This window comes from Paenibacillus spongiae (assembly GCF_024734895.1).
Taxonomy (GTDB): Bacteria; Bacillota; Bacilli; order Paenibacillales; family Paenibacillaceae; genus Paenibacillus_Z; species Paenibacillus_Z spongiae.
In genome coordinates, this window is sequence record NZ_CP091430.1 from 3,727,748 (window position 1) to 3,743,322 (window position 15,575).

Annotated in this window: 15 protein-coding genes and 1 riboswitch; of the genes, 12 read left to right on the forward strand and 3 right to left on the reverse strand. The window is 43.5% G+C overall.

Features of this window, described 5'->3' with window-relative positions:
- Nucleotides 1–58 precede the first annotated feature (58 nt).
- Entirely contained in the window at nucleotides 59–628 is a 570-nt protein-coding gene (locus L1F29_RS17065; RefSeq protein WP_258389485.1) for a response regulator transcription factor, read from the forward strand.
- Here the strand turns inward: L1F29_RS17065 and L1F29_RS17070 are convergent.
- Nucleotides 620–2,074, reverse strand: coding sequence for a sensor histidine kinase (locus L1F29_RS17070; protein WP_258389486.1), 1,455 nt, complete (start codon nucleotides 2,072–2,074; stop codon nucleotides 620–622). The two genes, L1F29_RS17065 and L1F29_RS17070, sit on opposite strands and share 9 nt — an antisense overlap.
- A gap of 225 nt (nucleotides 2,075–2,299) precedes the next feature.
- On the opposite strand from L1F29_RS17070, the gene L1F29_RS17075 reads away from it, so the two are divergent.
- The 3 genes from L1F29_RS17075 (at nucleotide 2,300) to L1F29_RS17085 (ending at nucleotide 5,937) form a co-directional block, all read left to right on the forward strand.
- Nucleotides 2,300–2,638 carry a hypothetical protein gene (locus L1F29_RS17075; protein WP_258389487.1) on the forward strand — a complete coding sequence of 113 codons (339 nt, stop codon included), beginning with the start codon at nucleotides 2,300–2,302 and terminating at the stop codon, nucleotides 2,636–2,638.
- Nucleotides 2,631–4,271, forward strand: coding sequence for a MutS-related protein (locus L1F29_RS17080; protein WP_258389488.1), 1,641 nt, complete (start codon nucleotides 2,631–2,633; stop codon nucleotides 4,269–4,271). The genes L1F29_RS17075 and L1F29_RS17080 overlap by 8 nt, the downstream gene beginning before the upstream one ends.
- Nucleotides 4,272–4,512: 241 nt before the next feature.
- Nucleotides 4,513–5,937 carry a glycoside hydrolase family 32 protein gene (locus L1F29_RS17085; protein WP_258389489.1) on the forward strand — a complete coding sequence of 475 codons (1,425 nt, stop codon included), beginning with the start codon at nucleotides 4,513–4,515 and terminating at the stop codon, nucleotides 5,935–5,937.
- A 166-nt stretch (nucleotides 5,938–6,103) separates the two neighbouring features.
- On the opposite strand, the gene L1F29_RS17090 is transcribed toward L1F29_RS17085, so the two are convergent.
- Both L1F29_RS17090 and L1F29_RS17095 read right to left on the reverse strand, forming a co-directional pair.
- Complete coding sequence (locus L1F29_RS17090) at nucleotides 6,104–6,757, reverse strand: zinc dependent phospholipase C family protein (protein ID WP_258389490.1); 654 nt, start codon at nucleotides 6,755–6,757, stop codon at nucleotides 6,104–6,106.
- A 221-nt stretch (nucleotides 6,758–6,978) separates the two neighbouring features.
- Nucleotides 6,979–7,545 carry a DUF3105 domain-containing protein gene (locus L1F29_RS17095; RefSeq protein ID WP_258389491.1) on the reverse strand — a complete coding sequence of 189 codons (567 nt, stop codon included), beginning with the start codon at nucleotides 7,543–7,545 and terminating at the stop codon, nucleotides 6,979–6,981.
- 256 nt (nucleotides 7,546–7,801) lie between these two features.
- Nucleotides 7,802–7,935, forward strand: a riboswitch (cyclic di-AMP (ydaO/yuaA leader).
- Between the two features lies 1 nt (nucleotide 7,936).
- On the opposite strand from L1F29_RS17095, the gene L1F29_RS17100 reads away from it, so the two are divergent.
- The 8 genes from L1F29_RS17100 (at nucleotide 7,937) to motB (ending at nucleotide 15,575) form a co-directional block, all read left to right on the forward strand.
- Complete coding sequence (locus L1F29_RS17100) at nucleotides 7,937–8,410, forward strand: C40 family peptidase (protein WP_258389492.1); 474 nt, start codon at nucleotides 7,937–7,939, stop codon at nucleotides 8,408–8,410.
- Nucleotides 8,411–8,749: 339 nt separating this feature from the next.
- Nucleotides 8,750–9,970: a D-alanyl-D-alanine carboxypeptidase family protein gene (locus L1F29_RS17105; RefSeq protein WP_258389493.1), complete on the forward strand. Its 1,221-nt coding sequence runs from the start codon at nucleotides 8,750–8,752 to the stop codon at nucleotides 9,968–9,970.
- A gap of 169 nt (nucleotides 9,971–10,139) precedes the next feature.
- Nucleotides 10,140–10,562, forward strand: a complete 423-nt coding sequence (locus L1F29_RS17110; RefSeq protein ID WP_373876512.1) for a BlaI/MecI/CopY family transcriptional regulator — start codon at nucleotides 10,140–10,142, stop codon at nucleotides 10,560–10,562.
- Nucleotides 10,559–11,407, forward strand: coding sequence for a M56 family metallopeptidase (locus L1F29_RS17115; protein ID WP_258389494.1), 849 nt, complete (start codon nucleotides 10,559–10,561; stop codon nucleotides 11,405–11,407). The genes L1F29_RS17110 and L1F29_RS17115 overlap by 4 nt, the downstream gene beginning before the upstream one ends.
- Nucleotides 11,408–11,499: 92 nt before the next feature.
- Entirely contained in the window at nucleotides 11,500–12,030 is a 531-nt protein-coding gene (locus L1F29_RS17120) for a TlpA family protein disulfide reductase (RefSeq protein WP_258389495.1), read from the forward strand.
- Nucleotides 12,030–12,773: a prolipoprotein diacylglyceryl transferase family protein gene (locus L1F29_RS17125; protein WP_258389496.1), complete on the forward strand. Its 744-nt coding sequence runs from the start codon at nucleotides 12,030–12,032 to the stop codon at nucleotides 12,771–12,773. Before L1F29_RS17120 ends, L1F29_RS17125 begins: the two co-directional genes overlap by 1 nt.
- Nucleotides 12,774–12,850: 77 nt before the next feature.
- Nucleotides 12,851–14,740, forward strand: a complete 1,890-nt coding sequence (gene asnB / locus L1F29_RS17130) for an asparagine synthase (glutamine-hydrolyzing) (RefSeq protein WP_258389497.1) — start codon at nucleotides 12,851–12,853, stop codon at nucleotides 14,738–14,740.
- 31 nt (nucleotides 14,741–14,771) lie between these two features.
- Nucleotides 14,772–15,575, forward strand: a complete 804-nt coding sequence (gene motB, locus L1F29_RS17135; RefSeq protein WP_258389498.1) for a flagellar motor protein MotB — start codon at nucleotides 14,772–14,774, stop codon at nucleotides 15,573–15,575.

Here is a 15,575-nt window from a genome sequence, read left to right on the forward strand (position 1 = left end):
GCCTGTCATCTCTTTTACGAGATGATAGGTTTTTTCCGTAAAGAGGAGGCGCAAAAAATTGGACAAAATTAAGGTAATGTTGGTCGAAGATGATCCATTCTGGAGAGAAATATTAACAAACGACCTCAATCAAGCAGAAGATCTGGAAGTTGTCAGCACGGCATTAACGCGGGAAGAAGCGGTCGAAGCCGCAAAGAAAATAAATATCGATGTCATTTTGATGGATATCAACCTAACAGCAAGCAACCTGGATGGTTTGGATGCAGCAAGAGAGATTTCCGCCGCTCATAAGGGTCGGATTAAGATCATCGTCTTGACCTCATTGAGCGAAAAGGATGTGATCCTAGACTCGTTTCGTAAAGGAGCCGTCAATTATATAACGAAAAGAAATTATCATGATATTGTGACCGCGATTCGCGAAGCTTGCGGCAATAGATCCACTATTCATCCTGACGCCGCGGAAGCGGTTAGACAAGAGATTCAATTGTCCGTGTTAACGCCAATGGAAAGAGAGGTGTATGAATTAAAGCAAAGCGGCTTAAATAAAACGCAGATATCCGATAAATTGCACAAATCGATCAATACCATAAAAAGTCAACTGAGAAGCATCAGGGATAAATTAATGTAAAATCGATCTGCTCTTTCGGACGACCTTCGAATCGGGCAATTCGATCGTGACCTTCGTTCCTTTATTCACCCCGCTTGAGGTGATGGTTAATGATCCTTGATGCTTTTGGATAACGGAATAGCAGTAACTTAGCCCCAATCCATAGCTATATGGACTTTTCTTCGTGGTGTAGAAAGGATCCAACACTTTTGTTACGTTTTCTTGTGCTATTCCGCAGCCATTATCGTTGAATTCAATGACCATTTTATTTTTTTCTTTGAACAGGCGTATTTCCAGCTTCCCGATATTCGCTTCAACCGCCTCATAGGCATTCATGGTTATGTTACTGATCACCTCGCTAAGATGCAATTTATCGCAATAAAGATTGACGTCGCAAGTATAGTTCGTGACCAGTTCGATTTGTTTCTCCTCAAAAACAGGCTTTATTGTCGCCAAAGCCGACTCAATGATGAAAGCAAGCGATTCCGGACGCTCTTTTAACGTGATCTCATCTGTCTTTTCCTTTATCCGATCCACCATATTCTGCATATGCTCAATTACGGGAAACATGGAATCAATAGCCTGTAAAGCCAAGTCTTTATTATCGGCATGAACATAGTCTTTCGTCCGATTCCCCAGATAGTTCAGTTTTTGGATTTCATTTTTAATCGTATGGTTTAAAAAATTGGTGCCGATCGAGATCGTTTTCATCGTATGGTCGAACTGTTGCCGTTCAATTTTCAGCTTGATGCCGAACAATCCGTATTTGGCCGCGAAATATATATAGGAGAGGATTAAAATATAAACAATTGTATAAAAAAGATTTTTCACATTGTTTATATCCAGGAAAATCGTTTCTAGCTGGAATCCGCTTTCATCAATCCGTAGACTCTTCACATTCAAGTAGTTTGAAAAGCAGATCCAAAGCAGCATGGAAGCGTAAAAGTATGACGTTATTTTTTTGTTCTTTTGAACAGCCTCTGTATGTACTTTTTTCAGAGCGCTTGAAATTAACAATACGCACCCGGACAATACATATATACCTGTGTATATATTGATAAATTCAAAGTTGTACTCGATGATGGGATAAATTTTGACTTGGTTTGAAAGTGATAAAGGAATAATAGGCGTCAATAATACAAGCTTCAAGATATTAATGACAATAGAATGGAACATTCCGCTAAATACGATACAACTCATAAGAACCGCATAGGGGAAAAAATAGATGCAAAAATAAGTAGATCCAGCGATTAAGATATGCAGGAAAGAAAGCAGTCCGTGCCACAGCGGAACTTTTATTTTCAAAAAAGTGACTAGATATAATTGTAAACAGGTCGCGAAGGTTGTGCAGCCGGCGGTAAATATAACCAAGCTGACCCAACGTGAAAACGGGTTGTTTTTATTATTTCGGTAGACAAGAAAGGCTAATACCCAAGTAAATATAACGATTCCGATTCTTATGGTCAATTTGCCGCTCCTCCTTTGCCGGTGTTACCTTACCGTCTTTTATTTTATTCACAATAATAATTCGAAATGTTTGGCTAATTACCTAGCACAGAAAGCGACTTATTCCCAGTCGTAAAAATCCCAAACTGTATTAGTATTGAACAACTGAACGGATTGGAGAAAGGTTTCAAGTATGATTAATTTATGCTACATTTGGAATATCATGGTTCGGGTGGAGGGGGAGGCATGATCTGCCGTTCGAAGCTATATTTGCCGGAGCATCTTATGCTCATCAACCCGCCAAGGTGGCTGCTCTTACGTGAGGCATTATGGCAATTTTGTATCCTGCTCCTGTTAACGGCACTCTCGGTCAACGTGCTTATGTTTGTAACGATTCCGACTTTCGTCGCTACAGTATTCTATCGCTATATTCCGCTCTCCCAAATATGGAGGCAGTATGGTTATTCCCGATTAGTGCTGTGGCTGCTGGCGGCACTGGCGTTCGTTCTGTCAATATGCGCGGCCCCTCTGCTCCGCGAATGGATGCTGCTTCTCTTTGAAATAGGAGGGTTCAGTTATGAATGAGCTGTTTAGCCTGCTTTACCCGAACGGATCGACTGCCGAACCGACCAATTCTACAGCATCTGTTCAATCCGAGCTTGTTGGCCTCGGACTGGAAGCTTTATTTCATGAGATCGGCAATGGGCCAGGGGGATACCGGACCAAACAACCGCATCCGCTGACGTATTTTACCGCGGATGATCGTGTAATCGCTTACCGGCTTGATATCGTGGAGGACTTGTTTCGGCAAGAGGAGCTGTTTCAACTGCTGGAGGAGCTTCTTCCTGCTTTTGAAGATTTGCGGGATTTGCAGCAGCGAGATCGCTGGGCGGACGATGATACGGCCACCTCGTTGTATGCCATTTCGGAGATTGAGCTGTATTTGTCATGCGTCGAACGATTGTATAAGGGAATGAGCAAGCTGCAGCCTGCTTCGATTGGGATTCGGAATCTGTCTCAAGAAATTGTCTCCCGATACGAAAGCCGAACTTTCCAATCGCTGCAGGAGGAGACGCGCAAGCTGTCGCTAAGCGTTCGTAATATTAAGAGCATCACGGTCGGTATCAATCTCGATCCGCAGCTCGCTCCTTATGAAGCGGGTATTATTGCTGTGAATGATCAGCCTTATCGCTCCGGCAACCTCATCGATCGCTGGCTGCGGCTGGATACGAAAGATGACGGATTTCGTTGCTTGGCACCGCTTATGGCAATAGGAAGAGGGAAGAGCGCCGAACAGACGCAGGCGTTGAATGGAGCGGTCAACAGTGCGTTGAACGCGATACTGAAAGGGTCCACACGAGAGTGGCGCAGCTGTATGAAAATGTACGCGGCCTCCACTTCCCGTTTTCTAGCGGTCATTGCGCCGGAAATCCGCTTCTTGCTTAGCGGCGTCTCCTGGATGAAACGGCTGGCTGCGAAAGGGCTGCCGCTATGCAAGCCGCAGGCCGCCGAAACGGACGGATCAGCGTTTGTAGCTGACGGACTTTATCATCCGGTCGTGGCGGGCCGGGTCGCGGGGGAGCAGCCTAATGGTGCCGCTGCTGTCGTGAAGAATAACGTGACATTCGATGAGAATGGGCGCATCTATATATTAACTGGGCCTAATCAGGGCGGCAAGACCGTCTTCATGCAATCGGTAGGCATTGCGCAGCTGTTGTACCAGCTGGGGCTATTTGTCCCGGCTTACGCGGCTAAGATCCATCCGGTGGATCATGTACTCGTGCATGCGCAGAGCGTTGATGCGGATCTCCAAATGAAGGGACGCTTCGGTGAGGAATGCAGCCGATTGAGAGATTTGTTCGGTAAAATGACCCGCAGCAGCCTGCTGCTGCTGGATGAGACCTTTTCTAGCACGAGCGCATCCGAGGCTGCCGCGATAGCCGGCGAGGTGCTGCTAGCGCTGCGTGTGGCGGGCTGCCGCGTTATTTTTGCAACGCATCTGCACGAACTTGCGGACAGCGTTGATAAGCTCAACGCTGTGCCAGTCGAAGGAGGTAGTCGTATCGATACGCTCACCGCCGAGATGGACGCGAGCTCTGGGCAGCGAAGTTATGTCATCCGGCGCGCCCGCCCGCAGGGGAACAGCTATGCACTCGACATTGCACGCAAGTATGGCGTAACATACGAACAGCTCGTGTGCGTGATGAGAGGAAGTTAAACACAGCGGACGGGATACAACGGATCAAAGTGTGACTATTTCATGTGTCAGGAGTTTGTTTGGTAATCTTATCTCCAAGAGGAATTATGTGGTCAGTATCGAATTTATTTTCTTGAAGCATTCCTTCAAATGTTTCTCCATATTTCCGGGAAGAAGAGGGCATCGCGAATGTGTTCACAACGACTAAAGTGATGGATGCGTTCGAAAACCTGAATAAAAAACCAAGAGAGGGGAATATCACATGAGTTTATTTTACAAACCGCAAGTTGGCTGGACTGGAGATTTCATTCCGTTCTATAAGGATGGACGCTTTCAACTGTTTTATTTGTTAGATTGGCGGAATCATGAGAAATATGGGGAAGGAACGCCTTGGTATCTGATCAGTACGGATGATTTTGTACAATTTGAGGAACATGGAGAAGTAATCCCGAGAGGGAGCAAGGATGAACAGGATTTATTTATCTTTACGGGATGCGTCATCGAAGCGGGAGGACAATATCATATCTTTTATACGGGTCACAATCATCATCTCCAATCACAAGGAAAGCCGATGCAAGCAGTCATGCATGCCGTGAGCGACGACCTGCTTCATTGGAGCAAGATTGAGGAGGACACTTTCTTCGCACCTCCCGAGATGTACGAAAAAGACGATTGGAGGGACCCGTTTGTATTCTGGAACGAAGAGGCCGAAGAGTATTGGATGCTATTGGCTGCTCGATTGAAAGAGGGACCCTCCAGAAGACGGGGCTGCACGGCGCTGTGTGCATCGAAGGATCTCAAGCATTGGGAAGTTCGCGAACCATTCTGGGCTCCTCATTTATATTTCACTCATGAGTGCCCGGATCTGTTCCGCATAGGGGACTGGTGGTACCTCGTATTTTCAACTTTCAGCGATAAATGGGTTACCCACTACAGGATGAGTAAATCGCTTAATGGACCGTGGATAGCGCCTGCCGATGATGCTTTTGACGGAAGAGCGTACTACGCGGCCAAGACGTTCAGCGATGGCAGCAGGCGTTATGTTTTCGGATGGAATCCAACGAAGACGGAAGAGAAAGATGAAGGTCAATGGCAATGGGGAGGAAATTTGGTCGTTCATGAATTAATTCAGCATATAGACGGTACGCTGCAGGTGAAAATACCTGAACAACTCGATAAAGTCTTTAAACAGGAATTGCCTGTCCAACTTGCGCCGGGAATTGGCAAATGGGATATTGCTGGGAATACATTAAAGAGTGCTGCATTGGATTCTTTCTCATGTGCAATGACGGATGAACTTCCATCCTGCTGTAAACTTACTGCCACCGTTACCTTCGCGGAAAACACACGGAGCTGTGGGATGATGCTAAGGTTCAGTGAGGACTTGGAGAACGGTTACTATATTCGACTGGAACCGGATCGCAATCGAATCGTCTTCGATTGTTGGCCGAGAAGAGGGGACATGCCTCATATTGTTGAACTTGAGCGCCCCATCACGCTCATCCCGGATACACCTTATGAACTAAAAGTCATTATTGAAGATTCGATTTGCGAAATATACCTGGATGATCAAGTTGCATTGAGTACTAGGATGTATAATCATCAGCGTGGAAAATGGGGCGTTTTTGTTACGGATGGAGAAGCTCAATTTAGTCATGTAAAGTTATTGAGCGCACAAAGCGACTGACTCCATAAATATCAGCCAAGTTGTTTACGTTAATGGTTCAGACGGACCCAAGGCTGCCGATCCATGTCGGCAGCCTAATCTTCGTTGAATAATGAACTATCTTTCTTCGATCGTGAAGATTTTACTTCTCTATATCCCTTCGTAACTTGTCACGGCACTCTCCAACCTAAGGATGGGCGACTGACCATTCACGAGCAGAAGGCATCCGGTACAGGATGGCCGCCTGTTTCATATTCAGTAACCCCATGTCAACTGATGTCTCTATATAACCAACAATCTGATCAAACGTAAAAACATTAAGCTTTTCATTAATAACTTCCTTATCGTAATTCATATCGCCTAATACATATGGGATGAAGTTTTCAACATCTTCGGACGTAACTTCTTGCAAATTAAAGAATGTAGGTAGATAACTGAGCGTTTTTCTCAATTCATCTGTCATACAATAGTATTCTAATAATTTTCCATTCAGTAATCGGAAATCATTATGGTATAAATGATATAATTCATGATTAGCTTCCATTCTGTTTTTCAACCAAGAAAGATTAAAACCTTTCAGCCAGATATCATCAGCGATCAAATGTGTAAAGTATCCTAGTATATATTGACTTTCTACTTGCGAACGATATTTATGTAAAAATCCTTTATAATCAATGCTTCTTGAATAATCTTGTAATGCACCTTTAAAGAAATGCGATGAGTCTTTAGTCGATACGGCATCTGGAGCAATGCTTCCAAGTAAAAATAGTGTTCTATCTTCTATCGACAGACACTCTGCAATTCGATTGGCTATAATCAAGTGCATGATTCTTGAACCCATAATTCCCCTCACCCTTCAATAATTTCCTTAAAGTATCCTGACCGTTAGGTTAATCCGTTCCTTGTGTTATTCGAGATTAAGCAGATAATCCCTCCATAGATCATGGATCTAATAGTAACGATAGCACTAATACAGCAGAAGGATCCGACGCGGCGGATCCTTCTCACGTCACACTCATCGATTGAGCAAATGGGCAGCATTCCTGAGAAATACGAGTGCTTTCAATGATGATTTTTTCCTCTATATGCTTGAATAAACTTGGTTATGGAGTCTTTTTCGACAGTTTCAAGCCGGTCAATGCGTCCCCATCCTGTTAATGTGATCTTATTTTTCATTTCCGGATATGGATTTACAATCACGCCTTCCTTATAATGCTCTGCAATCGATTCCAATTCGGCAATAGAGGAGGAGTCCAATTGGTTATTGTAATAGATGACAATATCGCCATCTTCAAGGTTATGCACGAGCAGCTCCTTGGGTAACGGATCTTTATGGACTCCCCAAGGTGCAGTGGAAGCAACATGCTGGCCACTGGTAGGCGGATCGGAATTGTACGGTTTATGCGGTGAAGTCACATCGGGAATATGAGATTGATCGGACATAATGGTTACTTTCTCTCCTGGTGACGGTGGACGGAATGCAAAGGCGATAATGATAAGGGTTAAGAGCACGAATAGGCCTCCAAACAAGCCTACCCTTTTTATCATTTTTTTACGTTTCGCCTGTTCCCGGCGCATTTCAGCTCGGGCTTGTTTGGATTGCTGTTTGTTAGATTTGGTTTGGTTCAATAGCTTCGCATGCTCCTTTCCATTAAAATTACGATACGTAGTTCTTTTTATGAAATCGTATCATCTACGGATATAACAGCACAAGAGATTTTTCGGTTTGCTGTTCAGAACTAGCAATAAGATGAACGATATATAACCAAAGAGGGGCGGATATATGCTGTCCTTCTGGTATCCTTAATAAAATGAAAGGATTCTAATTTTTGCAAGGGAGGAGATCGACGAGAAAGAAAGAATTATACTACCTTGTGTAGTTTAAAAACAAACTTTGCCGAATTTTCTGTGAGAAAAACGGGGGAACCACGTTGGGTGAATTAATTCCAATGGTAAGGAATTATAGGGAACCTTCTACCGAACCTTCAGCTAACCTCGTAGGCACCGAAGGGAGAACATTTTGAAGAAAACAGTTATATCAATAGTAGGGGCGCTAGCCGTATTCACATCGGGCGCCGGAAGTGTATTTGCAGATCAGCCGCAGCTGACCGCATCCGTCAATGAGGTCGTGGGTACACCATACAAATGGGGCGGTACGACTACAGATGGATTCGATTGTTCGGGTTTTATCCTGCATATATTCAAAACATTCGACGTTAAGCTTCCGAGAACGTCTAAGACACAAGCGAATGCCGGAGAATATGTGGACAAGGATAAGCTCCGTCCCGGCGATCTTGTTTTCTTTAATACGGATGGGAAAGGAATCTCGCATGCCGGTATATACGTCGGAAACGGGAAGTTCGCACATTCTTCCAGTAGTAAAGGGGTCCGAATAAGCGCCTTATCGGAATCCTATTACGAGAAAAGATATGTTACTGCCCGTCGTGTTGTGTCCGAAGAGGTCTATGATAGTATGACGACTGAAAAGCACTAGACGGTTCGTATTGTTAAAGGATAAGCCCGCGAATATCGCGGGCTTATCCTTTCAACCGGCTGCGCACTAATTATTCCTTCTCATTATTATTCATATCCATTTGTTCATGGTTCATGTTATTCATCTTATTCGAATTGTTATTCTTGTCATCGGATTCTGTGTTGCATCCGCTTGTCAGTAAAACAATGAGTAATAGTGTGCCACAAATAGCAAAGCGTTGAAAGATTTTCATATTTTGCTCACCTCCTATAATGGTGATTCAAAAAAATACTACGACAAGTAGTTGGATAAAGCAAGACAAATAAGTCTTCCTATTCAATCGATTGGAGGTCTATTACGATGCTCGGATCTAATAAAAAGCTGTCTTTCATTCCATACATGGTTTTGTTGTCTTTCTTTGCCGTGCATCCCATCTCAACAAAAGCCGAAGAAGGAATCTTGCAGCCCGATATTCATGCACAAGCCGCTGTATTGATCGATGCAAAGACGGGGAGTGTTTTGTTGAAAAAAAATGAAACCGATGTTTTGTATCCAGCAAGTATTACCAAGATTGTAACCGGTATTATCGCGTTAGAAACAGCAAAGCCATATGATCGGGTTACGGTTTCGAAGGAAGCCAGATATGAAGACGGAACAAGAGTTTATTTAAGTGAAGGGGAGCAGCAGAGCATGATTAATTTGATCTACGCTCTAATGATGAATTCAGGTAATGATGCTGCCACAGCTATAGCCGAGCATATAGATGGATCAAAAAAAGCCTTTGCTGAGCGAATGAATGCGTTTGTAAAAGAGAAAGCAGGCGCAACAAATACACAATTTCAAAATCCTCACGGCTTACATGATAAAGCGCATTATACAACTGCTCTGGATATGGCGAAAATCGCACAGTATGCCATGCAAAACGAAACATTCCGGAAAATCGTTGGGACAAAAACAAAGCCATGGGACGGAAACGAATGGGACTCCGATTTAGTCAATCATAATAAATTATTGTGGACTTATGAAGGCGCAACAGGAATCAAAAACGGATTTACGGATCAGTCACGCTTTACGCTTGTCGCATCTGCAAGAAGGGAGGATACGGAACTAATTGGCGTTTTATTGAAATCGGATTCGAAGGAGGCAACATTCTCGGATATGACTCATCTGTTCGATTATGGGTTTGAGAAATTTGAAACAAAACAAATCATCGATGCAAATCAAACCATGGTTTCTGAAGGTAAAGAGAATCCGCTCACATTTATTGCTAAGGAAGCGGCTTGGATTACCGTCAAAAAAACCGAACAACCAGAATTAAAAGTTGATTCAGATGGTAATCTGTGGGTGAGTAACGCAGCAGGGGGCCCTGAAAGAGCTGCTCGTTTAGTACCAGTCAAATTACCGCAAGTTGTAAACGATATCAGCGCTCCCCCTGTTAAACGACTTTTTGTCTGGCATTATTTGATTACATTCTTTTGGGCAGCCATGATCGGATTTTTAATCGTGATTGCCGCGGCTATCCGAAGAAAGAACAAGAGTGTGCAGACCCGAAACCAAGTAGATCTATTTCATGCACCTTGAAGATACCGGAGTAAACCATTACATCATTGATCCATTGGGTTATTGTCAATGAAATTTCATATAATTCATGTTGACGTGAGATATATTTAACAACTACAATCTGTAGTATAAATAAAGGGCATTAGCGGAAAATATAACGTGGTATGAGAGTTGGAAGGGATGGCTGGAAGTGAATGTACAGCGAATGAAACTAAGTGAAGAGGGTTTGAGAAGGTTTTTCGGTCCCCTTGAAGCCCAAATCATGGAGATCGTTTGGAGCCGCGGAGAGGTCATGATTAAGGAAGTTCAATCTTTACTCGGTGAAGAGCTATCATTTAACACCGTAATGACGGTATTAAATCGCCTTTCTGAGAAAGGACATCTGAAAAAAAACACAATTGGAAAAGGAAGAAACAGAATCAGTACCTTCCATCCGGTACAAAGCAAAGAAGAGTTTATCCAAGAGCAAACACGAATCGTAACGACGGAGCTTGTGCATGAGTATGGTGAAATCGTGTTAAATCATTTATTTGACGCCGTTCAACAGGCTGACCCTTCATTGAGGGAGTTGTTAGAGGCCCGAATAGATGAGTGGAAGCGAGACAAGCCATGAAACCTAGAAATTATCATATCGTGTTGTCGAGCATGATATTAATTAGTCTTTTTGTTTGGGGTCAAATGGCAATTTATTTACTTCATGAGCTATTTGGATTTGATCCTAAATGGGCCATATTGCAGTATTGTGTTGCAGCATTACAAGAACAATCCGTGTTACATCAGATAGTGCTTGTCCTTCTAAATGTAATGATAGCATACAGCTTCGGAATGATCTTGTGGCTGATTGGCAAACAGGCCATCCATGAGAGAAGATGGAACGTCAGATTACAGATGATTCGCCATAACCGATTGTCCAAACAATTCAATCATAAGTTTAAAAAGTGGGGGCATGAAATTATTGTAATCCGCCACGATTCAATAATTGCCTTGGCATTTGGTTCCCTTCGGCCGAGAATCGTGATTTCGACTGCTCTTCTCAACGAATTTACGGAACGGGAAATTGATGCTATACTGCTGCACGAGAGCGGTCATTGTCAAAATTACGATCCTCTTCGAATGCTAATGGTTAGGATCATGAAAGATAGCTTGCCCTTCATTCCCATCCTAAAACGATTGTCTCATTATATTGATGTTTGGGTTGAGCTGGAAGCTGACCATTATGCGGTTATGCATATGAAATCTCCGATTGATCTTGCAAGCGTACTATTAAAGTGCTCCCGATTAAGCCAGAGAACCGCGATCGGTATCGGATTCGCCGATAAGGCGATCAACTATCGCTTGCAGAGGCTAATTGAACCAAAGAAGAAAATCCGTGTACCCTTGCTCGATTTTATTCCGGTAACGATATCTTCGTTTATGATAGTAATTCTTAGCAGTATTGTAATTAGCGGCTGCACGTAAGCCGCTATCTTCTTGGATATTAGTACTACATGGTGTAGTGTTAATATTGCAACGATAATTGTGGGTTGGATGAACAGAGAGGGGGATTTCGCTTGCGAAAACAACTGCTGTTATTGATTGTTGTTACGGTATTAGTTATTTTAGCTATATTTCAACCGGAAGGAGGCAACAAAGAACAGACAGCAAGAATTGGCTATCAAGCACCGGGGTTCGAGCTGAAAGGACTTGATGGTTCGTTATATTCGCTTTCATCCCTCGGGGGCAAGCCCGTTCTCATCAACTTCTGGGCGTCCTGGTGCGGTCCATGTCGGGTTGAGGCGCCGGACTTAGTCCGTTTTTATAAGAAGTACAAAGATGAATTCGAAATCTACGCGGTTAATTTAACAGCTGATGATAGCCTTGAAGGAGCTATTTCATTTGCGGAAGAGTTTCAATTTAATTTTCCTGTGTTGTTGGACGAGAATGGGGCGGTTTCGAAGCTCTACAAGATCAAGTCTATTCCAACGTCTTATTTCGTTGATAGCAAAGGTGAAATTATTCATGTGACTACCGGTGTCGTGTCTCCAAAGACGCTAGAAAATTTGATTCAGCGCATGATAGAAGCTTCGAAGGGAGAGGCCTGATGGTAGATGTTTTGGAGTTAGGGCCGCTGATGATCCGTTGGACTTGGCTATACCTTATCACATCTGCTGTGATTGGCTTTTGGGTTATGAAGGTCGTACTTAAGCGCAAATCACCTGACAATTTGCCGATCATCGATGCTTTGTCATCAGGATTGATATTGGCTATCATTATTTGGAAAATTAGCCCTGCTTTTACGGAGCTGTCTTTACTAAATCAGCCTCTTTCTTTGATCATGTATCCAGGGACTCCTCTAGGCATCCAAATAGCGATCGCTGCGTTACTGTTGTACACGGCATATGCAATTTGGAGAAGTAAATTGGACTGGCAGGTAGCTATGGATACGTTGGCTGTAGGATGGTTAGCGGCTTCATTTGTATACCTGCTCTCGCATTGGCAATATGGCTCGCTGACAACCGTACCTTGGGGTATTACCCTTCCGGATCCTTCGCTGCGTTATCATCCGATCAATGTTTACATTCTTTTGTTGATGATTCCTCTTGTCTGGGTATTGCGCAGACTGGTTTTCGGGCAGGGGAGGGTGGCCTATTACGGCTTCATTGGATATGGGGTCATCGTTCTTCTGATATCATGGTTTGAATCAAAAATGATCGTTTCGATGGGATTATCGAAAGAGCAGATCATTGCAGTTTCATGCATTGCAATAGGTTTCATGACGAGGGCCGTTAATTACTTCATTCGGCGCAATTACTATAGCGAAAAAGATTCTTCAGCTTCATCTTGAACAGTCAGTCAGTTTCATTTTGCAATTTAATATGAAAAATAAACTACAATGTGTAGTTACGAGAGGGAATGCCTACTATGTGTGGAATCGCTGGTATTTTATTATTTGATGAGGGAACAGAGCCTCAATCCTCGACTGTGCAAAGAATGACCGCTGCCATGACTCATCGAGGACCGAACCAAAATGGAATTCAAGTTGTCGATCGGATTGGATTGGGGTTTAATCGATTGTCCATCCTTGATCTAGAGGATGGAAGTCAACCGATGACAAATGAAGATAATCGTCTATGGCTTATTTTTAACGGTGAGATTTACAACTATAAACCTCTAAGGCAGCTGCTAGAAAATAAAGGCCATAGGTTTAAAACCAATACCGATTCTGAAGTTTTATTGCACCTCTACGAAGAATATGAAGAAAACTGTGTAGACTATCTGAGAGGAATGTTCAGCTTTGCCATATGGGATCGGAATGAGCAAATCTTATTCGCCGCACGCGATCATTTTGGCATTAAACCTTTTTATTTCTATCAGGATCATAAGCAGTTCTTATTCGCCTCCGAAATAAAGAGCATTCTTGCCGCTGACGGAGTCGTGCCGACAGTCAATCCGAATAGTTTGCTGCATTATCTGACCTTCCAGTACGTTCCTCAACCGGAAACGATGTTTCAAGGAATCAAAAAGCTCGAACCCGGTTACTGCTTACGGATTGATTCACAAGGAAATAAATCGATTAAGCGTTATTGGCAGGCAAAGTTCGAGCCGGAAAATCGTCCGATCGAAACGTTTGTCGAAGAAATTCGGTTCGTATTACAAGAGTCTGTCCACTTGCATAGACAAAGCGATGTGCCCAGAGGAAGTTTTTTATCCGGCGGCATTGATTCCTCGGCTATTGCAACCTATATGTCCAGATCCGAATCAACCAAGACCTTCTCGGTTGGGTTTAGCGGAGAAAACAATGAAACGGTCTTTGCCAAACAAACAGCCGCAAGTCTAGGTACGGAGCATTTTGACGAAATTATTTCACCCCATGATTTTTTTATGGATACGATGAAGGCAGTATGGCATATGGATGAGCCTATCGCCGATCCTTCGGCAATCGCCATATACCGTCTATCGAAACTGGCAAGGGAACATGTAACGGTAGTCTTATCGGGAGAAGGAGCCGACGAATTATTCGGAGGTTACCGGATATACCGGGAGCCTTCGTCCTTAAAAGCTGTAACCTGGCTGCCAGATAGGATACGATCATTTTTGGAAAAGATGATTCGAAGAATGCCTTTCTCGTTTTACGGTAAAAATTATCTGTTACGTGGACTTACTCATTTGGAAGATAGGTACTTTGGAAATGCACGAATATTTAACGAGGACGAAAAACGCACTATACTTGCTAGTCATCCCGATCTGAATTTCCCATGGGTTCCTTCAAAGGAGATTACCCGACTGGTTTACGATCATTGCCGCAGCTCGGATGATGTGACTCGCATGCAAACCATTGATATGAATCTATGGTTGCCTGGCGATATTCTGATGAAAGCAGATAAAATGAGCATGGCTCATTCGCTCGAACTGCGAGTACCATTCCTCGATAAAGAAGTCTTCAATATTGCCCGAAAGATCCCGGCTTCTTATCGCATCGCCAATGGGACCACGAAGTACGTGCTTCGCAAAGCCATGGAAGGCATTGTGCCTGCGCATGTCCTGGACCGTCCTAAGCTGGGTTTCCCAGTACCTCTTCGCAAATGGCTGCATACCGATATTGGCGATACGATCGTTGAGCAAATCGCAGGAAGCAACGCACGCCAATGGTTTCATATGGATCATATAAAAGACATGCTAAAGAAGCATCGGTCCGGGGCGGGGGACTATTCCCGCAAGATATGGACGATCTACATTTTTTCTTTATGGCATTCCTTATATATCAATAACAATTCGGTAAACTATTATCCCGAATTAATAGTGGTCGATTGATTTCAATACAGGGATACTGGGGGCTTAGGGGTTGTATAAGAAGCATAAGCACAAAAACCTTGAAGAACATATCGATGAAAGTTGGCTGATCCCATATGCCGATTTGTTAACGTTACTGCTCGCCCTGTTTATCGTCTTATTCGCGATGAGCTCATTAGACGCCAAGAAGTTTGAAGAAATGAGTAAAGCGTTTGGCTCCGCGCTCAGTTCCGGGAAAGGCATTCCCGATAAGAGCAATGCCATTATTGTTTCCGATGATTGGATTGGCAGTAAAAGCAGGGTTTCTAGGGAATCTAGCGGCAACCAACAACAGGAAGAAAACGACAGGCAGATTGAAAAACTGATGAATGAAGAGCAAGCAAAGCTGGGAAAGATCCGGAACCAAATCGATCAGTATATCCAAAGCAAAGGTCTGACTACTCAGCTTGACACGATACTGGATGAATCCCAACTTACGATTACGATCCGAGATAACGCATTGTTCCAATCCGGACAAGCTATCGTGAAACCCGAATCCCGCAAGCTTGCTATCGCCATCTCCAAAATACTTGAGCAGTATCCTGAGTACGAAATCATTGTGGCTGGACACACCGATAACTTGCCGATATCTACCAAGCAATTCAAGTCTAACTGGGATCTAAGCGCTAAACGCGCGCTTCGGTTTATGGACATCATGTTAATGAATAAAAACTTGGATCCTGAACGTTTCAGCGCAATCGGCTACAGTGAATTTCGACCAATAGCCTCAAACGCTACTGATGCCGGAAGAGCCAAAAACAGACGAGTTGAAGTTACGATTGTCAGAAAAATTGTGGTGGATCAAAATCGCAATTAA

Coding starts and splice junctions, on each gene's coding strand:
- L1F29_RS17075 (WP_258389487.1), top strand. CDS start 2,300: ATGATCTGCCGTTCGAAGCTATATTTGCCGGAGCATCTTATGCTCATC.
- L1F29_RS17080 (WP_258389488.1), top strand. CDS start 2,631: ATGAATGAGCTGTTTAGCCTGCTTTACCCGAACGGATCGACTGCCGAA.
- L1F29_RS17085 (WP_258389489.1), top strand. CDS start 4,513: ATGAGTTTATTTTACAAACCGCAAGTTGGCTGGACTGGAGATTTCATT.
- L1F29_RS17090 (WP_258389490.1), bottom strand. CDS start 6,757: ATGGGTTCAAGAATCATGCACTTGATTATAGCCAATCGAATTGCAGAG.
- L1F29_RS17105 (WP_258389493.1), top strand. CDS start 8,750: ATGCTCGGATCTAATAAAAAGCTGTCTTTCATTCCATACATGGTTTTG.
- L1F29_RS17115 (WP_258389494.1), top strand. CDS start 10,559: ATGAAACCTAGAAATTATCATATCGTGTTGTCGAGCATGATATTAATT.
- L1F29_RS17125 (WP_258389496.1), top strand. CDS start 12,030: ATGGTAGATGTTTTGGAGTTAGGGCCGCTGATGATCCGTTGGACTTGG.
- asnB (WP_258389497.1), top strand. CDS start 12,851: ATGTGTGGAATCGCTGGTATTTTATTATTTGATGAGGGAACAGAGCCT.